At 42.5% G+C, this 20427-nt stretch carries 16 protein-coding genes; 14 read left to right on the top strand and 2 right to left on the bottom strand.

What is annotated here, in order from left to right:
• The first annotated feature begins 86 nt into the window (after positions 1-86).
• The gene (nrdD, locus tag LJE09_RS02420) at positions 87-2222 is read left to right on the top strand and encodes an anaerobic ribonucleoside-triphosphate reductase (RefSeq protein ID WP_020993622.1); all 2136 of its coding nucleotides are present in this window, start codon (positions 87-89) and stop codon (positions 2220-2222) included.
• Between the two features lie 163 nt (positions 2223-2385).
• On the opposite strand, the gene arcC is transcribed toward nrdD, so the two are convergent.
• Complete coding sequence (gene arcC / locus LJE09_RS02415; protein ID WP_118613483.1) at positions 2386-3318, bottom strand: carbamate kinase; 933 nt, start codon at positions 3316-3318, stop codon at positions 2386-2388.
• Between the two features lie 691 nt (positions 3319-4009).
• On the opposite strand from arcC, the gene LJE09_RS02410 reads away from it, so the two are divergent.
• The 13 genes from LJE09_RS02410 to LJE09_RS02350 all read left to right on the top strand — a co-directional run bounded on the left by LJE09_RS02410 (position 4010) and on the right by LJE09_RS02350 (position 19651).
• On the top strand, positions 4010-5821 hold the full coding sequence (locus LJE09_RS02410) for a DUF7507 domain-containing protein (protein ID WP_195981066.1): 1812 nt from the start codon (positions 4010-4012) through the stop codon (positions 5819-5821).
• 215 nt (positions 5822-6036) lie between these two features.
• Positions 6037-7494: a UDP-N-acetylmuramoyl-L-alanyl-D-glutamate--2,6-diaminopimelate ligase gene (locus tag LJE09_RS02405; protein ID WP_025578170.1), complete on the top strand. Its 1458-nt coding sequence runs from the start codon at positions 6037-6039 to the stop codon at positions 7492-7494.
• Between the two features lie 26 nt (positions 7495-7520).
• The gene (gene priA / locus LJE09_RS02400; RefSeq protein ID WP_195981860.1) at positions 7521-9740 is read left to right on the top strand and encodes a replication restart helicase PriA; all 2220 of its coding nucleotides are present in this window, start codon (positions 7521-7523) and stop codon (positions 9738-9740) included.
• A 169-nt stretch (positions 9741-9909) separates the two neighbouring features.
• Positions 9910-10386 carry a peptide deformylase gene (gene def / locus LJE09_RS02395; RefSeq protein ID WP_008706495.1) on the top strand — a complete coding sequence of 159 codons (477 nt, stop codon included), beginning with the start codon at positions 9910-9912 and terminating at the stop codon, positions 10384-10386.
• A gap of 7 nt (positions 10387-10393) precedes the next feature.
• Positions 10394-11341, top strand: coding sequence for a methionyl-tRNA formyltransferase (fmt, locus tag LJE09_RS02390; protein ID WP_227310945.1), 948 nt, complete (start codon positions 10394-10396; stop codon positions 11339-11341).
• Between the two features lie 4 nt (positions 11342-11345).
• Positions 11346-12041, top strand: a complete 696-nt coding sequence (locus LJE09_RS02385; RefSeq protein ID WP_008706498.1) for a zinc metallopeptidase — start codon at positions 11346-11348, stop codon at positions 12039-12041.
• Positions 12034-13386, top strand: a complete 1353-nt coding sequence (rsmB, locus tag LJE09_RS02380; protein WP_008706499.1) for a 16S rRNA (cytosine(967)-C(5))-methyltransferase RsmB — start codon at positions 12034-12036, stop codon at positions 13384-13386. The genes LJE09_RS02385 and rsmB overlap by 8 nt, the downstream gene beginning before the upstream one ends.
• A gap of 3 nt (positions 13387-13389) precedes the next feature.
• A complete protein-coding gene (rlmN, locus tag LJE09_RS02375; protein WP_025578161.1) occupies positions 13390-14430 on the top strand; it encodes a 23S rRNA (adenine(2503)-C(2))-methyltransferase RlmN in 1041 nt (346 codons plus the stop codon).
• 1 nt (position 14431) lies between these two features.
• Positions 14432-15178, top strand: coding sequence for a Stp1/IreP family PP2C-type Ser/Thr phosphatase (locus LJE09_RS02370; protein ID WP_025578159.1), 747 nt, complete (start codon positions 14432-14434; stop codon positions 15176-15178).
• On the top strand, positions 15172-17355 hold the full coding sequence (pknB, locus tag LJE09_RS02365; RefSeq protein WP_055059329.1) for a Stk1 family PASTA domain-containing Ser/Thr kinase: 2184 nt from the start codon (positions 15172-15174) through the stop codon (positions 17353-17355). Before LJE09_RS02370 ends, pknB begins: the two co-directional genes overlap by 7 nt.
• A 3-nt stretch (positions 17356-17358) precedes the next feature.
• Positions 17359-18237 carry a ribosome small subunit-dependent GTPase A gene (gene rsgA / locus LJE09_RS02360; RefSeq protein ID WP_055059330.1) on the top strand — a complete coding sequence of 293 codons (879 nt, stop codon included), beginning with the start codon at positions 17359-17361 and terminating at the stop codon, positions 18235-18237.
• A complete protein-coding gene (rpe, locus tag LJE09_RS02355; protein WP_026648253.1) occupies positions 18237-18911 on the top strand; it encodes a ribulose-phosphate 3-epimerase in 675 nt (224 codons plus the stop codon). The genes rsgA and rpe overlap by 1 nt, the downstream gene beginning before the upstream one ends.
• Positions 18912-18919: 8 nt before the next feature.
• On the top strand, positions 18920-19651 hold the full coding sequence (locus LJE09_RS02350; protein ID WP_195277520.1) for a thiamine diphosphokinase: 732 nt from the start codon (positions 18920-18922) through the stop codon (positions 19649-19651).
• A 263-nt stretch (positions 19652-19914) separates the two neighbouring features.
• Here LJE09_RS02350 and LJE09_RS02345 read toward each other — a convergent pair whose 3' ends face one another.
• Positions 19915-20364 carry an Rrf2 family transcriptional regulator gene (locus tag LJE09_RS02345; protein ID WP_055059332.1) on the bottom strand — a complete coding sequence of 150 codons (450 nt, stop codon included), beginning with the start codon at positions 20362-20364 and terminating at the stop codon, positions 19915-19917.
• Positions 20365-20427: the final 63 nt, after the last annotated feature.

Below are 20427 nucleotides of genomic sequence, written 5' to 3'. Positions count from 1 at the left end.
TATACTTGTTAAACGTACCACATATAGAGAGAATTGTGGTGAATGAAAGAAAAAAATACTATATATTGTATATGGGAGCAAAAGGTATGATATATGTTATAAAGAAAGATGGTACGAGAGAAGAGTTTAATTCACAGAAGATCGTAGCAGCAGTAAATAAGTCGGCAGCCAGAATTTTATACACATTTTCGGATAAAGAGAAGGAATTTATCTGCCAGTTTGCGGAAGAACATGCGGAGGCACTGGGAAAGAATGAGATAGAGATCCAGGAGATGCACAACATCGTAGAGGGAGCACTTGAGAGAGTGAACCCGGCAGTGGCTAAGAGCTACCGCGATTACAGAAATTACAAACTTGACTTTATCCATATGATGGATGATGTATATACCAAGAGTCAGGCAATCCGTTATATTGGTGATAAGAGTAATGCCAATACAGACAGTGCGCTTGTAGCTACAAAGCGAAGCCTGATCTTTAATGAACTGAACAAAGAGCTTTATCGTAAATTTTTTATGAATCGTAATGAACTTCAGGCATGTAAAGATGGTTATATTTATATTCATGACCAGTCTGCACGTCTGGATACCATGAACTGCTGTCTCTTTGATGTGGCATCTGTACTCAGCGGCGGATTTGAGATGGGAAATGTATGGTACAATGAGCCTAAGACACTGGATACTGCGTTTGATGTTATGGGTGATATTATCCTGAGCACTGCTGCACAGCAGTATGGCGGATTCACAGTACCGGAAGTAGACAAGATTCTTGCACCTTATGCACAGAAGAGTTACGATAAATATATCCAGGAATTTATGAAATACTCTGACGAGAGCTGGACAGGACGTGAAGAACGTGCGATCGAGTATGCGCTTGACAAAGTCCGCAGAGATTTTGACCAGGGATGGCAGGGGATTGAGTATAAGCTGAATACAGTCGGATCTTCCAGAGGGGATTATCCATTTGTAACTGTAACTCTTGGACTTGGAATAAAGCAGTTCGAGAAGATGGCAAGTATTTCTCTTCTTGAAGTGCATAAAGGCGGACAGGGTAAGGCAGGACGCAAGAAACCGGTACTCTTCCCGAAAATCGTATTCCTTTATGATGAAAATATCCATGGAAAAGGCAAGATCAGTGAGGATGTATTTGAGGCAGGGGTTGACTGTTCTGCCAAGACTATGTATCCGGACTGGCTGTCCATGTCAGGAAAAGGATATATTTCCAGTATGTACAAGCAGTATGGAAAGGTTATAAGTCCTATGGGATGTCGTGCGTTCTTGAGCCCCTGGTACGAGAGAGGCGGTATGTATCCGGCAGATGATAAGGATGTTCCTGTGTTTGTGGGAAGATTTAACATCGGTGCGGTAAGCCTTCATCTTCCAATGATCCTTGCCAAAGCCAGAGCAGAGAGCAGGGATTTCTACGAAGTGCTGGATTTCTATCTTGAGATGATCCGTAATCTGCATATCCGTACCTATGATTATCTGGGACAGATGCGTGCGTCAACCAACCCGCTGGCATATTGTGAGGGAGGATTTTACGGTGGACATCTGAAACCGAATGAAAAGATTGGCAAGATTCTGAAACCAATGACAGCATCCTTCGGAATCACTGCATTAAATGAACTCCAGGAACTTTACAATGGCAAATCCATTGCTGAAGACGGGCAGTTTGCACTGGATGTGCTGAAATATATCAACAGGAAAGTAAATGAATTTAAAGAGAAAGATGGTTATCTTTATGCAATTTATGGAACACCGGCAGAGAGTTTATGTGGACTGCAGGTGGAACAGTTCCGTAAGATGTATGGCATTGTGAAAGGGGTTTCTGATCGTCCTTATGTAAGCAATAGTTTCCACTGTCATGTGACTGAAGATGTAACTCCGATTGAAAAACAGGATCTGGAGGGACGTTTCTGGGAGTTGTGCAACGGCGGTAAGATTCAGTATGTACGTTATCCGATCGATTATAATCGTGAAGCAATACGTACTCTGATCCGCAGAGCCATGTCTTTGGGATATTATGAGGGAGTAAATCTTTCTCTTGCTTACTGTGATGACTGCGGACATGAGGAACTTGAAATGGACGTGTGTCCGGTCTGCGGTTCCAAGAATCTGACAAAGATTGACCGTATGAACGGATATCTTTCCTACAGCCGTGTGCATGGTGATACTCGTCTGAACGAAGCGAAGATGGCAGAGATTGCGGAACGTAAATCTATGTAATATCAGGTCAGGGGTAAACTTTTGAATCTGACATCATAATATGATAATTAAAAGACATATACCGGCAAGATGATATGTATTGCTCTGGTATATGTCTTTTTGTATTGTCAGATAAAATATAGCAATCCTCTTAAATGTATTATTTACGAGGATTGCTATAGAATCATTTAATGATAGTTCCGGTTTTTTCGAAATATCCATCCTTTGCATGCGCAATATCTGTGATGATCGTTCTTCTGTTATCTCCCTTTTCGATAAAAGAGATTCCGGCTTCGAATTTAGGAAGCATGGAGCCTGGGGCAAACTGATTGTCAGCCATATATTTCTTGGCATCATCTACAGAAATTGTATTAAGATATTCTTCATTGTCCTGACCGAGGTTCAGACTTACTTTCTCAACACTGGTAAGGATCAGAAGAGTATCTGCATTTAATTCCTGTGCAAGAAGTCCGCTGGAAAGGTCTTTCTCAATGATTGCACTTGCACCATGAAGATCGATTCCCTGTTCCATAACCGGGATTCCGCCGCCGCCTGCTGCGATTACTACCTGGCCCGCATCTACAAGTGTGCGGATTGTTTCAAGCTCTACGATTTTCTGCGGTTTCGGAGCTGCCAGGATTCTTTTATAAGTGCCGTCAGCCAGTTTAGTGACAAAGTTTCCCTTGCTTTCTTCAGTTTCAGCCTCTTTTTCTGTAAGGACACGTCCGATGATCTTCTCAGGTTCAGCGAAAGCATCATCATATGGATCAATGACAACCTGTGTAAGGATAGTAGCTACCGGTTTATAAATACCGCGGGAAATAAGTTCTGCGCGGATTGCGGTCTGGAGGTCATATCCGATATAGCCCTGACTCATTGCCGAACATACGGACATAGGTGCAAATGTATAGTCAGGATGTGCTTTGCCAAATTCATTCATGGCTGTGTGGATCATTCCAACCTGTGGACCGTTACTGTGGGAAATGACTACACGATTTCCGGCTTCTACAAGATCTGCGACAGCTTTGGCTGCTTTTTTTGTAGCGATTTTCTGCTCCGGTAAGGTGGTTCCTAATGCTCTGTGGCCCAGTGCAACTACTGTAATTTTTTCGCTCATGGGAATTACCTCGATTCTTTCATGTTCTGTAAATATGATATCAGCGGGGTGATCTTATATATAAAGATTTTTGAAATTTTTTATCACTGATATCATAAATATTCAATCATATTGATATCCTACATTATAAAAGACTGCCAGTAGAATTGCAATAGAAAATAACTCAAAAAACACCTCGCGGGATATTACCAGTGAACAGTAACAAAAAACAAACAGCTCTCACATTTCTGTGAGAGCTGTTTTGTTTTTTTGAGGGGGGAGATAGAGAGTGGTTTTTCATCTATCCAAGACCTATTATATGGGAAAATTATGTTCAAAGTATGTCGAATTTCTGAAACAATCGGTAAATTTATAAAAGAATTATAAACAAATACGAAAAATAAAAAGTGGTATCTTGTTTTTATAGCATAGACATGCTAAAGTAGATTCATCGGCAACAGCCGTTATCAGTATTCTTATTTTCACGCACCGGTCCGGTGCAAAAATTTCCAATTATTTATTGATAGTCCGGGAGATGGTTTTGAATCCTGAGCAGAAACTCTGAAAATCTTATTTATTGTGCAAAACAGAGAGGAGAGATGCGTATGTCTGTGGATATGAACTTATAATCTCGAAAGATACTGTACCGATATCATTCTGACAGTGGAAGTACCTCAGATGACATAGAATAAAAATTCAGGAGAATGAGAGAATGAAAAAAAGAATATGGAATCAGTTAAAAAAAGCAGTCATGATAACGGCTGCTGTCGGGACTTTGGGAGCAGGAGCAGTATCAGCAGCAGAATTTGAAGCTGCAGAGTTATATGTTCCTGCTGTGGGTTTAAAGCAGAGTGCACAGTGGATCGATGAAGAGAAATTTCAGGCAGAACTGACACTGGAAGTGAGCGGTCTGAAAGAACTGTACAAAAGTCAACAGGAGAATACTGTTTCGGAGAACGGACAGTTGCAGATGGAAAATAGTACATGGGATGGAGAAGTGAGAGAAGCAGAAGCAGCAGAAAATACGACAGATGAAGTGGATTCCGAAAATACAGAGTGTGAATCAGAGAGTGCAGTAATAGATATAGAAGATATAGAAAGCGAAGAATATCGGAAGGCAGAAGAAAACGCAGAAGGATTTGACACAGAAACCGGACAGACACAACAGAGTGAGCAGGAGAACCAAAATGAGATCAGGGAAGATAAAACCAGATATTTTCTGACTGTATATATTTCAGAATATTTTCAGGTAAATGCAGAAGCGTTAAAGAATGATCTGCAGGCTGAATCCGTACAGATACAAAATAAGAAAGGTGAGACAACCCAGATTACAAAGCTGACCTGTGAGACTGCACTTTCAGATGCGGAAACAGATATCTTTACCATGAAAGTGCCGGTGTCTCTGCGTGAAGAATATCGTATTTCTTCTGTAAAAACAGATTATCCTCTGTGCCAGGATGCACCGCTTTGCAAAGATTGGGAGGGGACAGGTGCGTATTTCTGGATGAAATCAGGGGATGAAACCCGGACTGTTGCAGAAACTCCTTCAGCTCTGCTTTCCGTACAGGAGGCAAAAACAGGGATCACAGCCCGGTTACAGCAGGAGACGAAAGAGGTACGTGCAGGGCAGAATCTTACTTATATATTGTCTGTAGAGAATACAGGAGAATTACCTCTGGAAAATATAGAGATATCCAGTGTTTTTTCTCAGGATAATATAAAAGCCGAATGGAAACAGGAAGAGGGATTTACTGCAAATGGTATGCAGGGAATTATTTCAGGTCTTAAGGCAGGAGAAATCAGAAATCTTCAGATGACGGTACAGCTTACAGAAGAGCAGGCAGGAGAGCTTATTCATACAGTAACTGTAAAAGCGAAATATCCGGGAAAGGAAGAAAGTATTGGATGTCAGAAATCAGTCGAAACAGAAGTCATTGCATTAAAGGCGGCTTTTGAGGTGGAGAAAACTGCGGACAGAACACAGGCATATCCGGGAGATACGATCACATATCAGATCTGCATCAGGAATACAGGTGAGCGGACACTTCATTCGGTTCTCAGTACAGAAAGATTCCAAAATGCCGGTATTCAGGCAAACTTTGTCAGGAAAGAGGGCGTAACATTAAACAGCACAGGCACACAGGCTCTGATTCCGCAGATCGCACCGGGAGAGGCTTTTGCGCTTTACGCCACAGTGACTGTTCCACAATATATGGCAAGTCAGGAATTGATCAATGAGGTAATCGTTACATCTGATGAGACTGGTACGCAGGCAATGACATCTAAGGCAAACGTAGAATTAAAGGAAACTGATAATATTGTTACAGTTACGCCGCAACCGGCATCTCTGGCTTCCCAGAGTTATGGATATGACTCAAAGTCCGGAAGTGCTTATACTACTGCTTCCAAACCACGTACAGGAGATGAGACAGAAACGGCTTTGTATATTGTACTGGGGATTTTTGCAATCATGTCCGGAGTCAGTGCATTCTGTTACAGGAAGACAAAAAAACAGCAGAAGTAGAGAAACAACGTTGAAACGACAGGGGAGGTGTGCTATTCTTATATAGAATATACGCTTTAGTAAAACACCTCTGCCTGACTTTAAAGAAATTCTATTGCCGCAGGCAATCTGGAATGAATTTTGGCTAAGTTACTGTGAACGGAGTGAACAGTAACGAAATTGCCGTAGAGGCTGTATAAAATTCAGGCAGGCAGGAAATGATATGGAGGATTAAAATGAAATTAATATCCTTACTGGAAAAGCTGGAATATACATGTCTTCAGGGCAGTACAGACCAGGAAGTAAAAAATGTGATTTATGATTCCCGGAAAGTAGAAGAGGGCTCTCTTTTTATCTGTATCCGCGGTGCAGTGGTGGATGGTCATAAATTTGTGCCGGATGTAGTTGCAAAAGGAGCAAAGGTTCTGATCGTGGAAGAAGCTGTGGAAGCACCGGAAGATGTGACAGTCATTCTTGTGAAAGATACACGATATGCAATGGCGTTTATTTCTGCCGCATATTTCGGATATCCCGCAGAGAAACTGAAAACAATCGGTATCACAGGAACAAAAGGAAAAACAACCACTACGTATATGGTAAAATCTATTCTGGAAAATGCCGGATATAAAGTGGGACTGATCGGAACCATTGAAGCGATCATCGGTGACAAAGTGATTCCTGCAAAGAACACAACACCGGAGTCTTATGTGATTCAGGAATATTTCCATGAGATGGCAGAAGCCGGCTGTGACTGTGTGGTTATGGAAGTTTCCTCCCAGGGACTGATGCTTCACAGAACTCAGGGATTTGTTTTCGATTTTGGTATTTTTACAAATATTGAGCCGGATCATATCGGACCAAATGAACATAAGGATTTTGATGATTATCTCAGATGCAAGTCCTTACTTCTGAAACAGTGTAAGGTAGGAATTGTAAACAGAGATGATGAACATTTCGAGAAGATTATTGAAGGTCATACATGCAGCCTGGAAACTTATGGATTTTCACCGGAAGCAGACCTTCGTGCGGAAGATGCAAAGCTGGTCGGAGGTAAAGGATATCTGGGTATTTCCTACCATCTGAAAGGACTTCTGGATTTTCATGTGGAGATAGATATTCCCGGTAAATTCAGCATCTACAATTCATTGACAGCAATCGCAATCTGCCGTCATTTTAAGGTTTCGGAAGAGAACATTCTCAAAGCCTTAAAAGTAGCTAAGGTAAAAGGCCGTATCGAAATGGTAAAAGTATCCGATGATTTTACTCTGATGATCGATTACGCGCATAATGCCATGGCTCTGGAGAGTCTTCTGACCACTTTGAAAGAATATCATCCCCACAGACTGGTATGTCTGTTTGGATGCGGAGGCAACAGATCGAAGCTTCGCCGCTATGAGATGGGAGAGGTTTCCGGAAAGCTTGCAGACCTTACCATCATTACCTCTGATAATCCACGTGATGAAGAACCACAGGCGATCATCGATGATATCAAGATTGGTATGGCAAAAACCGATGGAAAATATGTAGAGATTCCGGACAGAAAAGAAGCCATCGCCTATGCAATCCATCATGGAGAGCCGGGGGATATTATAGTTCTGGCAGGTAAGGGACATGAGGATTATCAGGAAATTAAAGGAAAGAAATATCCTATGGATGAACGTGTCCTGATCGCAGATATTCTTGCTGGTAAATAGGTAGCGGGTCAAACAGGAATAAGTTCATGATATATGCTGATATAATAATTGATATTTCCAGTGATAAACTGGACCGGAGTTTTCAATATCGTGTACCGGAAAGGCTGGAGAAGAAAATAAAGGCAGGGATGGTGGCAGCCATCCCTTTTGGAAATGCCGGCCGGGTGCGTAAAGGATATGTGATCGGATTGTCAGATAAACCGAAAATTGCTCCCGAAAAGATTAAAGAAATCAGTGAAATCTGCAGTGGAGAAGAGACTACGGAATCCAGACTGATCGCCCTGGCAGCCTGGATGAGAGAAAATTATGGTTCCACCATGATCCAGGCTCTCAGGACAGTACTTCCTATCCAGGAGAAAATCAAGGCAAAAGAGAAAAAATATATATGCCTGGATATTTCCGAAGAGGCGGGAACGCAGTTGCTGAAAGAACTTGAACAAACAAGGTTTAAAGCCAGAACAAGACTTCTGAGGGAACTTCTGGAGAAAAAAAGACTGGATTATACACATGCGGCGAAAGAACTGGGGACAACTTCTGCTGTTGTAAAGAAATTTCAGGAGCAGGGGATTATCCGCATAGAATATGATGAGATAATGAGAACTTCACTGAATACAGGTGATATTTCCGGAGAAAGGCGAATGCCGCTTACAGATGAACAGGAAGCGGCAGTAAAACAGATACAGAGAGAGTGGGAAAAACCATCGCCGAAGCCTGTACTGATCGAGGGAGTGACAGGGAGCGGGAAAACCCAGGTGTATATAAAGCTGATCGAGCAGACGCTTTCTCAGGGAAAAGAAGCAATCGTGCTGATCCCGGAGATTGCTCTGACATATCAGACGGTACGCAGATTTTATGCCAGATTTGGGGATAAAGTATCAGTTATCAATTCCAGACAGTCTCAGGGAGAACGCTATGATCAGTTTAAACGTGCGAAAAAGGGAGAAGTCCAGGTGATGATCGGTCCCAGATCTGCGCTGTTTACGCCATTTGCCAGTCTGGGACTGATCATTATTGATGAAGAACATGAACCAAGCTATAAAAGTGAAAGCACACCCCGTTATCATGCAAGGGAAACTGCAATCCGGAGAGCTGTTTTAGAACATGCAAATGTGGTAATGGGTTCAGCTACTCCATCAGTGGAAGCCTACAGTAAGGCAATGAATGGGGAATATAGTCTGGTCAGGCTGACAACAAGATATGGAAGCAGACCTCTGCCCCGGGTTTCTATCGTAGACCTGCGTGAGGAATTAAAAGCAGGAAACAGGTCTGTACTGAGCAGAGAACTCCGGCAAAAGATGAAAGGCCGGTTTGAGAAAAAAGAACAGGTAATGCTTTTTCTGAACAGAAGAGGATACGCAGGTTTTGTATCCTGCCGGTCCTGTGGACATGTGATGAAGTGTCCGCATTGTGATGTTTCTCTTTCGGAGCATAATAATGAAAGGCTTTTATGTCATTACTGTGGATATGAGACAGGAAAACCCCGGGTATGCCCGGTGTGTGGATCGCCTTATATTGGCGGATTTAAGGCAGGAACACAGCAGATCGAGAAGGTAGTGCGGGAAGATTTTCCAGAAGTCAGGACTCTCAGAATGGATTTTGATACAACAAGAACCAAGGGCAGCTATGAAAAGATCCTTGCAGCTTTTGCAGCTCATGAGGCAGATATACTGATCGGAACACAGATGATCGTTAAGGGGCATGATTTTCCGGATGTCACACTCATGGGAATAGTAGCAGCGGATCTTTCGCTGAATGCAGAGGATTATCGATGTGCGGAACGTACCTTTCAGCTTCTCTGTCAGGCAGTCGGCCGGGGAGGACGGGGGGAAAAACCAGGAGAGGCAGTGATCCAGACCTATCATCCGGATCATTACAGTATTCAGGCGGCGGCAGTGCAGGATTATCAGGCATTCTATGAGGAAGAGATGAGTTACCGTATGCTTCTGGATTATCCGCCTGCGGCACATATGCTGGCAGTTCTGGGTTCAGGTCCGGAAGATGAGAAACTGGTTCAGGCCATGTATTATCTGAAACTTTATATAGAAAGGATATACAGAGAAAATGACCTGCATATCATTGGCCCGGCATATGCGTCAGTTGGAAAAGTTAAGGATATTTACAGACAGGTTATCTATTTAAAACATAAAGATTATAAAACGCTGGTACATATCAAAGACCAGCTGGAGAAATACATAGAGATAAATTCCGGTTTCCGTAAAATATACATACAATTTGATTTCAGTTAATTATGGCAGAGTTTTTCAAAATCTCATTACTGAAGTAATCTGCTGCAGAAAGGAAATCCGACAGGCAGTAATTTCTGAAATCGTGATATAACAATAATCAAGATATCAGGTTAGGGGCAAAATATCTTTTGATCCTAACATCATAATCAAAGAAGAGGAGAATAAAGAAATGGCACTTAGAAAAATCAGATTACAGGGCGACGAAGTACTTGCAAAGGTCAGCAGACCGGTAGAAAAGATGACACCACGTATTCATGATCTGATCGGGGATATGCTTGAAACCATGTATGATGCAATGGGAGTTGGCCTCGCGGCACCACAGGTAGGTATGCTGAAGCGTATTGTTGTGATTGATATAGGAGAAGGTCCTATCGTGCTGATCAATCCTGAAATCCTTGAAACATCAGGCGAACAGACTGGTGATGAAGGATGCTTAAGTGTACCTGGAATGGCTGGCCAGGTAACACGTCCGAACTATGTAAAGGTAAAAGCTCTGGATGAGGATATGAATGAAGTAGAATATGAAGGGGAAGGTCTTCTTGCGCGTGCTTTCTGCCATGAGATCGATCATCTGGACGGACATATGTATACAGAACTGGTAGAAGGAGAACTTCATCAGGTTTCCTATGATGAGGATGAGGAGTGATAATCAAATGAAGATAGTATTTATGGGAACACCGGATTTCGCAGTGCCGTCATTACATGCACTGACAGAAGCCGGATATGCGGTGGCAGCAGTGGTGACTCAGCCTGACAAACCAAAAGGGAGAGGTAAGACATTATTGCCAACACCTGTAAAAGAAGAAGCCGTTATGCACGATATTCCGGTATATCAGCCGGAGAAAGTGAGAAATAACCCTGAATTTCTGGAGATTCTGAAAGAAATTAATCCTGATATCATAGTTGTTGCTGCATATGGACAGATTATTCCAAAAGAAATCCTGGAACTTCCGAAATTTGGATGTATCAATATTCATGCGTCTCTTCTTCCGAAATACAGAGGAGCAGCGCCTATCCAGCAGGCTGTGATCGACGGGGAAAAAGTATCAGGTGTAACGATCCAGCAGATGGGAGAAGGTCTTGATACCGGTGATATGATTTCAAAGATAGTGATTCCGATCTCTCCGACAGAAACAGGTGGAAGCCTGTTTGGAAAACTTGCGCAGGCTGGTGCGGATCTGCTGATCAAGACGCTTCCATCTATTGAGCAGGGAACTGCGAAGTTTGAAAAACAGCCGGAGGAGAGTCCTACACCTTATGCGGCTATGATCACCAAACAGATGGGACTGATGGATTTCAGAAAATCTGCAGAAGAACTGGAACGCCTTGTACGCGGCCTGAATCCATGGCCAAGTGCTTATACATTTCTTAATGGAAAAACTCTGAAAGTGTGGAAATGTAAAGTCAGCACTGAGAAAACAGATGCTGTTCCGGGAACAATCTTCCTGGCAGATAAAGAGGGAATCCATACAGCATGTGGAGAAGGAGTGCTGATTCTTACAGAGATACAGCTGGAAGGTAAGAAGCGTATGGAAACAGAAGCCTTTCTCCGGGGATATCACATTGAAAATGGAATTGTTTTTACAGATCATAAGGAGTGATTAGATGTACGGATATTATTATTTTGATCCTACGTATTTACTGCTCGTTATCGGAATGGTGCTGTCTTTACTGGCATCTGCAAAGGTAAAGAGTACGTTTTCTGTTTACAGCAGAGTGCGCAGTGCATCGGGGCTTACAGGTGCCGATGCTGCCAGACGGATTCTTCGTATGTCGGGAATTACGGATGTTACGGTAGTACCCATATCCGGCAGCCTGACAGACCACTATGATCCGGGAAGTAAGAAACTGGCACTTTCCCAGGATGTATATGATAAAACATCGGTGGCTGCGATCGGAGTGGCTGCGCATGAATGTGGACATGCTATTCAGCATGCGACTAACTATGTGCCATTGAATCTTCGCTCTGCGATTGTGCCTGTTGCAAACATCGGTTCCACACTTTCCTGGCCATTGTTTCTGGCAGGACTGATTTTCTCAATCCGTCCACTGCTGACTGTTGGAATCATTTTGTTTACATTTGCGGTTCTTTTTCAGCTTGTAACTCTTCCGGTAGAATTTAATGCATCTTCAAGAGCATTGAAAATGCTTGGAAGTTCAGGAATGCTTGGAGCTGATGAGGTAAAAGGTGCAAGAAAAGTCCTTACAGCAGCGGCACTCACCTATGTTGCAGCACTTGCTTCATCAATTCTGCAGCTTTTAAGACTGATTATACTTGCCGGAGGAAGAGACCGTGACTAATGGAATAAATACAAGAGAACTGATATTGCAGATATTACTGGAAATCGAGGAAGAGGGAAAACACAGCCATATCGCTATCCGCAATGCTCTTTCCAAATATCAGTTCCTTCCAAGACAGGAGAGAGCTTTTATTACCAGAGTCTGCGAAGGAACACTGGAATATCGTATTTTAATAGATTATATTATTGATTCATATTCAAAAGTATCTGTAGATAAAATGAAGCCTGTGATCAGGGAAATCCTGAGAAGTGCAGTTTATCAGATCAGGTTTATGGACAGTGTGCCGGACAGCGCAGTGTGTAATGAAGCGGTGAAGCTGGCCCAGAGAAAAGGCTTTTACAGCCTGAAACCTTTTGTAAACGGTGTTCTTCGTACGATTGCCAGAGAGTGGAAAAATCTGAAACTTCCTTCAAGGGAAGAAAATCCGGTCAGATATCTGTCTGTCAGATATTCTATGCCGGAAACACTGGTAAACCGTTGGCTTGAGGATTACGGGGAAGAAAAAACAGAAAAGATCCTTACAGATTTTCTCACTGAGAAACCGATCACAGTACGCTGCAGAACTCATAAATATCCACAGAAAGAGATTTATGAGAGCCTGGTCGATCAGGGAGTGGAAGTGAAACCTGCACCTTATCTTCCCTATGCATATGAAATTTCAAATTATAACCATATTCTTGCACTGGATGCATTTATACAGGGGAAAATCCAAGTGCAGGATGTAAGCTCCATGCTGGTGGCAGAAATTGCAGATCCGCAAAAAGGGGATTATGTGATAGATATGTGCGCAGCACCTGGTGGAAAGAGTCTCCATGTTGCAGATAAAATGGGAGATTACGGAACAGTAGATGCACGCGATATCAGCCAGTATAAAGTGGATATGATCGAAGAGAATATTCACAGAACAGACTGCATTAATGTGCAGGCTCATGTGATGGATGCTACGGTATTTGATGTAGATTCAGAACTCAAGGCAGATGTCGTTCTGGCAGATGTCCCATGTTCCGGATATGGAGTAATTGGAAAGAAGCCGGAGATCAAATACAGGGTGACAGCACAGAAGCAGGAAGAGATTGTAATCCTTCAGAGAACAATCCTTGACAATGCGGCAGAATATGTGAAACCGGGCGGAGTGCTGGTATTTAGTACCTGTACTATCGCAAAGGAAGAGAATGAAGAGAACATGTTGTGGTTTATGAATAATCATCCGTTCAAACTGGAGAGTATTGATCCGTATCTTCCGGAAGAACTGCATTCTGAGACAACAGCTCTGGGTTATCTTCAGCTTCTGCCGGGAGTACACAAAACAGATGGCTTCTTTATTGCAAAATTCAGGAGAAAATAAGTAATGACAGACATTAAGTCAATGACGATCGACGAATTAAAGAAACTGATGACCACTCTGGGAGATAAGCCTTTTCGTGCGAAGCAGATTTACAGCTGGCTGCATGAACACCTTGTTACTTCTTATGATGAGATGACCAATCTTTCCAAAAGCCTGAGGGAAAAACTGAAAGAATATCCTGTCACAGCACTGAAGATGGTAGATGTACAGACATCCCGGATTGACGGTACACAGAAGTATCTGTTCCGTCTCAGTGATGGAAATGTGATAGAGAGTGTTCTCATGCGGTATAAACATGGAAATTCTGTCTGTATTTCTTCTCAGGTGGGATGCCGCATGGGATGCAGATTCTGTGCATCTACCATAGGAGGACTGACCAGATGTCTTCTCCCGTCAGAAATGCTGGATCAGATATACAGGATACAGGCTCTGACAGGAGAAAGAGTTTCCAATGTTGTGGTCATGGGAACGGGGGAACCTCTTGATAATTATGAAAATCTTCTCAGGTTTATACATATCCTGACAGAAGACGGAGGACTTCATATCAGTCAGAGAAACCTGACTGTATCTACCTGTGGGCTGGTTCCGAAGATTTATGACCTTGCAAAAGAAAAGCTTCAGATGACACTTGCACTTTCCCTTCACGCACCTAATGATGTGAAGCGACGGGAACTGATGCCGATCGCAAACAAATACAGTATGGATGAGGTTCTGGAAGCCTGCCGTTATTATTTTAAAGAAACCGGGCGCAGGATCACATTTGAATATAGTCTGGTAGCCGGAGTTAATGACAGCGATGAGGATGCAAGGGAACTTTCCGGCAGAATCAGAGATATGAACTGCCATGTAAATCTGATCCCGGTAAACCCTATTAAGGAACGTTCCTTTGTGCGTTCAACAAGACAGGCTGTGGAGAATTTCAAAATAAAACTTGAAAAATGTGGAATAAATGTTACTATTAGAAGAGAAATGGGCAGTGATATTGATGGTGCCTGTGGACAGTTAAGAAAAAGTTATATGGAAAAAACAGAAAGCGAGAAGTGACATGAGGATATATTCAGCTACTGATGTCGGGCAAAAGCGGAAGATGAACCAGGATTATGTGTTCGCAACTGCTGACCCGGTTGGAAATCTTCCGAATCTGTTTGTTGTTGCAGATGGTATGGGTGGTCATAATGCAGGTGATTATGCATCCTCTCATGCGGTTACATCCATGGTGGAGGAAATCCGGCAGGATGCGGATTTTAATCCGGTAAAGGTAATCCGTCATGCCATTGAATGTGTAAATACCGAGATTCTTACCCAGGCACAGCAGGATGAGAAACTTAGAGGAATGGGAACAACGATAGTGGCAGCTACTATCGTAGGACATTACGCTTATGTGGCAAATGTAGGTGACAGCAGACTTTATGTGATCGGAGAGAAGATTCAGCAGATAACAAGGGATCACTCACTGGTGCAGGAGATGGTAAGAATGGGAGAACTTGACCCTGAACAGGCAAGGAAGCATCCGAAGAAAAATATCATTACAAGAGCACTTGGAGCAGAGAAAACAGTGGATATTGATTTCTTTGATCTGAAACTGGAACCCGGAGATGTAGTTTTGATGTGTTCGGACGGGCTCAGCAACATGGTTGAGGACAGCCAGCTGAGGGAAATCATTTCTGACACATCTACAGATCTGGATGAAAAAGGCAGGATACTTATAAGAGAAGCAAACCGCAATGGCGGCAAGGATAATATTGCAATTGTATTGGTAGAACCATTCACAGACGAGGTGAAAGCATGTTAAAAACGGGAATGATCATAGCAGAACGCTATGAGATATTAGGAAAAATTGGTACCGGCGGAATGGCGGACGTATACAAGGCAAAAGACCATAAGCTGAATCGGTTTGTTGCTGTAAAAGTTCTTAAGCCGGAATTCAGAGAGGATACGACGTTTATCCGCAAGTTTAAAAGTGAGGCTCAGGCTGCAGCAGTCCTGACACATCCGAATATAGTGAATGTATTTGATGTTGGTGACGATAACGGAGTTTATTACATTGTTATGGAGCTTATTGAGGGAATTACTCTCAAGGAGTACATTTCCAAAAAGGGAAAGCTTTCTGTAAAAGAAGCAACCAGTATTGCAATCCAGGTCTCCATGGGACTGGAAGCTGCACACAGCCATGGGATTGTACATCGTGATGTAAAACCGCAGAATATTATCATTTCCATGGATGGAAAGGTAAAAGTAACAGATTTTGGTATTGCAAGAGCCGCTTCTTCCAATACCATAAGCTCAAATGTAATGGGATCTGTTCATTACAGTTCACCGGAACAGGTCAGAGGCGGATACAGTGATGAGAAGAGTGATATTTATTCACTGGGTATCACAATGTATGAAATGGTTACAGGGAAGGTTCCTTTTGACGGAGATACCACAGTAGCTATTGCTATCAAACATCTTCAGGAAGAGATTGTTCCTCCAAGTATTTATACACCGGAGCTTCCCCACAGTCTGGAGCAGATCATTCTGAAATGTACACAGAAAAGCGTGGATCGCCGTTATCAGAATATGGAGGATGTGATCGCAGATCTGAAGCATTCTCTGATCGATCCACAGGGAGATTTCGTAACGCTGACGTCTGTGGATAACGAAGCAAAAACAGTTGTGATCTCAGATAAGGAGCTTGGCGAGATCAAACATATGCCGAAGCAGATCGCAAAGTCAGAACCTGAGGCTCTGGAAGAAGAAATCAATGAAACAGATTATGATGATGAGCCGGAAGTGAAAAAGCACAGGAAGAAATCAGATAAGCCTGAGAAAAAGAAAAAAGGAGGCGGACATGGGCTGACTATTGTAATGCTTCTGATGGGTGTTGTGATTCTGATAGCAATCATTCTGGTCGCAGGAAAGGCGTCCGGACTTATTGGAAGTAACAATGATACAGACAAAAAAACTGAGGCCCAGGATACATCGGAATCAGATGATGACGGAATGATAACTGTGCCGAATCTGGTAGGAAAAACAGAGGATGAAGCAAAGAATATCACAAAGGATATGAAACTGGGTATTCAGCCTATGGGCGAGGAGGCTTCAAATCAGGCAAAAGGAACCATTTCTTCACAGGATATTCCAAAGGGAAGTAAAGTAGAGCAGTATACGACCATTAAGTATTATATCAGCAAGGGTGCGCAGAAGATCACAATTCCGGATGTGGATGGACAGACCGGAGTAGACGCACAGCAGACTCTGGAAGATATGGGATTAACTGTTGAGATACAGAAAGAATACAGTGAATTAAATGATGATGGTACTCCGGTTACAGATCCGGGATATGCAGTCTCCACAACTCCGGCAGCCGGAAACTCTGTTTCAGCAGGGGACAGCGTAACACTGCTTGTCAGTCGAGGCGTGGACTATGGAGACAGTGTGGAGGTTCCAAGTGTTGTCGGGATGACAAAGAATGATGCAGTTACTACTTTTGGTAAGTTCCTCAATGTGGAAGTAAAAGAGGAAAAGAGTACAGAGGTGGCAGAAGGAGAAGTAATCTCACAGGAACCGGAAGCTGGAAACTGGGAAGATCCGGATAATGTAAATGTTGTGATCACAGTAAGTACCGGAGATCAGGAACCTTCGGCTCAGAGTGACAGCGCAGATACTGCTGCATCATCTGATGCTCCGGCACAGACAGCAGATAACAGTGCGGCGGCAGCAGCCGGGGAAGTATGGAAATGTACACAGACTCTGAATACTCCGTCAGGATATTCCGGAGGTCCGGTACGTCTGGAACTGATCCAGAATGTAAACGGAACACCGACTGCTTCAGTTGTTCTGGAAGATCAGGTAATCCAGTTCCCGTATGATCTGAATATCACAGGTGCACCTGGTATCAGCGAGGGTACTTTGTATCTGTCTGAACAGATTAACGGCACTTATCAGGAACTCGGAAATTATTCTATTACATTTGCTAAGGCTGAATGATCCATGCAGGGAAAGATAATCAAAGGAATTGCAGGATTTTATTACATCTATGCAGAAAATGATGAGATTTATGAATGCAAGGCAAAGGGAATATTCAGAAAAGATAAACAGAAACCTCTTGTAGGGGATAATGTGGAGATAGAGGTTTTGGATGAACAGGAGAAGGAAGGCAGTGTGACTGCCATCCTTCCCAGAAAAAATTCATTGATCCGTCCGGCCGTTGCCAATGTGGATCAGGCTTTTGTGATTTTTGCGATGGAGAGTCCGAAACCTAATTTTATGCTGCTTGACCGTTTTCTGATCATGATGGAGAAAGAGAATGTTCCGGCTGTTATATGTTTTAACAAGAAAGATCTTGCAAAACAGGAAGAACTGGAGTTTTTATATGAAACTTATAAGAGCTGTGGATATGATGTGATTTTTTCCAGTACTTTTAATGGAGAGGGACTGGATGAGATACATGAGATCCTGAAAGGAAAAACAACTGTAGTTGCAGGACCTTCCGGTGTAGGAAAATCTTCAATCACCAATGCACTGCAGGAAAATGTACAGATGGAAACCGGGGAGATAAGTAAGAAGCTGAAACGTGGAAAGCATACCACGCGTCATTCTCAGGTGATACCGGTGGGACATGATACTTATCTGATGGATACACCGGGATTTTCTTCTTTATATCTGACAGATATAGAAGAACAGGAACTTAAGGCGTATTTTCCGGAGTTTCGCAGATATGAAGAACAGTGCAGATTTCAGGGATGCAGACATATCCATGAACCGGACTGTGGTGTGAAAGCAGCATTGGCTGAGCATGAGATCAGCCAGCTTCGCTATGAAGATTATCTGGGACTTTATAATGAATTAAAAGAGAAAAGGAGATTCTAATTATGTATCAGTTGTGCCCTTCTATTTTATCGGCAGATTTTAACCGTTTGGGCGAACAGATCAAAACCCTGGAAAAAGAGGGGATTGAATGGCTTCATATTGATGTTATGGATGGTGATTTTGTACCGAGTATTTCTTTTGGAATGCCGGTGATAAAGTCTATCCGAAAGGAATCAAAGTTGTTTTTTGATGTACATCTCATGGTTACAGAGCCTGAGAGATATATCAGAGATTTTGTGGAATGTGGGGCAGATTCCATTACAGTACATGCGGAGGCATGTGAAGATCTTGAGAGAACTATTGAACAGATCAGGGAAGCAGGTGTGAAGGTGGGGGTTTCCATCAAACCGGCTACACCTGTAAATGATATAAGCCATATGCTCAGCGATGTGGATATGGTTCTGATCATGACTGTACAGCCGGGATTTGGCGGTCAGAAGTATATGGAAGAATGTACGGAGAAGATCAGGGAAGTACGTGAACTGATCGAGGCCGAGGATCTGGATGTAGATGTTCAGGTTGATGGTGGCATCAATGATGAGACAATGGAGACAGTGCTCACAGCAGGTGCAAATCTGCTGGTAGCAGGTTCTTATGTTTTCAACGATGATCTGGCAAAAAATGTAAAACATGCCAGAGAACGAATGGATGAGATCATAAGAAGGATTGACTGAGGAAGAGCATGATAGATACGATAATTGTAAGCGGGGGCAATATCCACAGTGATTTTGCCCTCGATTTTTTAAAAAAGAATGAAGCCTGTCTGATCGCAGCTGATAAAGGGCTGGAATTCTTTCTGGAGCATCAGCTTTTGCCGGATGCAGTTATTGGAGATTTTGACAGTCTGTCTGAAGATGGAAAAAAATTCCTGGAAATTCATGAAGAAAGAAGTATGGATAGTGAAATTCCCTATGGTGGAATGACTGAGTGGAAATTGCAAAAAGGCTTTGGAAATGAAAAAAAAGAAATAAAAGTTATCCGCCTGAGACCGGAAAAAGATGACTCAGATACACAGTCTGCCATGAATTATGCGATCAGGACCGGTGCGAAAAAGATAGTGATCTTTGGTGTGACAGGAAACAGAGTAGACCATCTGATGGCGAATTTCGGACTCCTCGTCCTGGCACAAAACCAGGGGGCAGAAGTAACACTTGTGGATCAGTATAATTATATGAAACTTATTTCAGACGGAACAGTTCTGAAAAAGTCAGAACAGTTTGGAAAATATGTGTCATTTTTTCCATTTGGAGGAAATGTGACAGATCTGACTCTGGAAGGATTTAAATATCCCCTGAGTAACTATTGTCTGACAGCAGCAGACAGTGGACTTACTGTAAGCAATGAGATCATCAGCGAACATGCCAGAGTTACATTTAGCTCAGGGGTGTTGCTTATGATAATGTCAAGAGACTAAAATACAAGACACGTTTTTTTTGATGAGTTTCCCAGGGAGGCACTGGAGCTTGCAGATGAGCTGAATTTACCGCTTTTTTTACTTTATAGGAAAGACCGCCTGCGGTGCTCTGTTGAATTTAAAAATGCCCGCACGGAGGCGGGCATGATAACAAGAAAAGCCCTGGATTAGAAAATATAAAAATTTTCCTCGCCAAATCGTTATCAGATTTGTCATCATTTAGAAGATAATCCATATCTGGAAGTCCTTTTTCGTTTCTCCTGCTATATAATATTCTGTAAATCATTTTGCATGGATGTTCTCTGGTAATAAGTATTTATGATATCCTGTAAAGTAATCGTATTCATCTTTTCTTCAGCGTTTTTTTGAATTTCATTATAGAATCCCTGCAAAGATAACTGAATGTTAATGCCAACGCCACAATCTGGATTGGTATGAGTATCTAAATGAAGCAATGGTTTATCACCTTCAACTGCTTTATAAATATCCAGCAATGTAATCTGGTCTGCTGGTTTTGAAAGAGAAGGACGGGCATGTCCGGCTACACTGGTCATAAGTCCGGCTTTTTTTAGTTTTAACATAAGCTGGCGTACAAAGCCGGGATTTGTATGGACACTTTCTGCAATTGAGGCGCTGGAGAGAGATTTTTCCTGGTTGATAGCAATCAGAACCATCACATGAACAGTATCACTTAATTTCGTTGAATATTTCATGATAAGAAACTCCTTGTAGTATGATATAATGATTTTGCTTTCACATTTTTGAGACAAAAATAT

It is taken from the genome of Blautia sp. DFI.3.45, from assembly GCF_020593505.1.
Lineage (GTDB): Bacteria > Bacillota > Clostridia > Lachnospirales > Lachnospiraceae > Blautia_A > Blautia_A wexlerae.
Note: the sequence above shows the minus strand (reverse complement) of the source record. Positions and strands in the feature narration are given on the sequence as shown.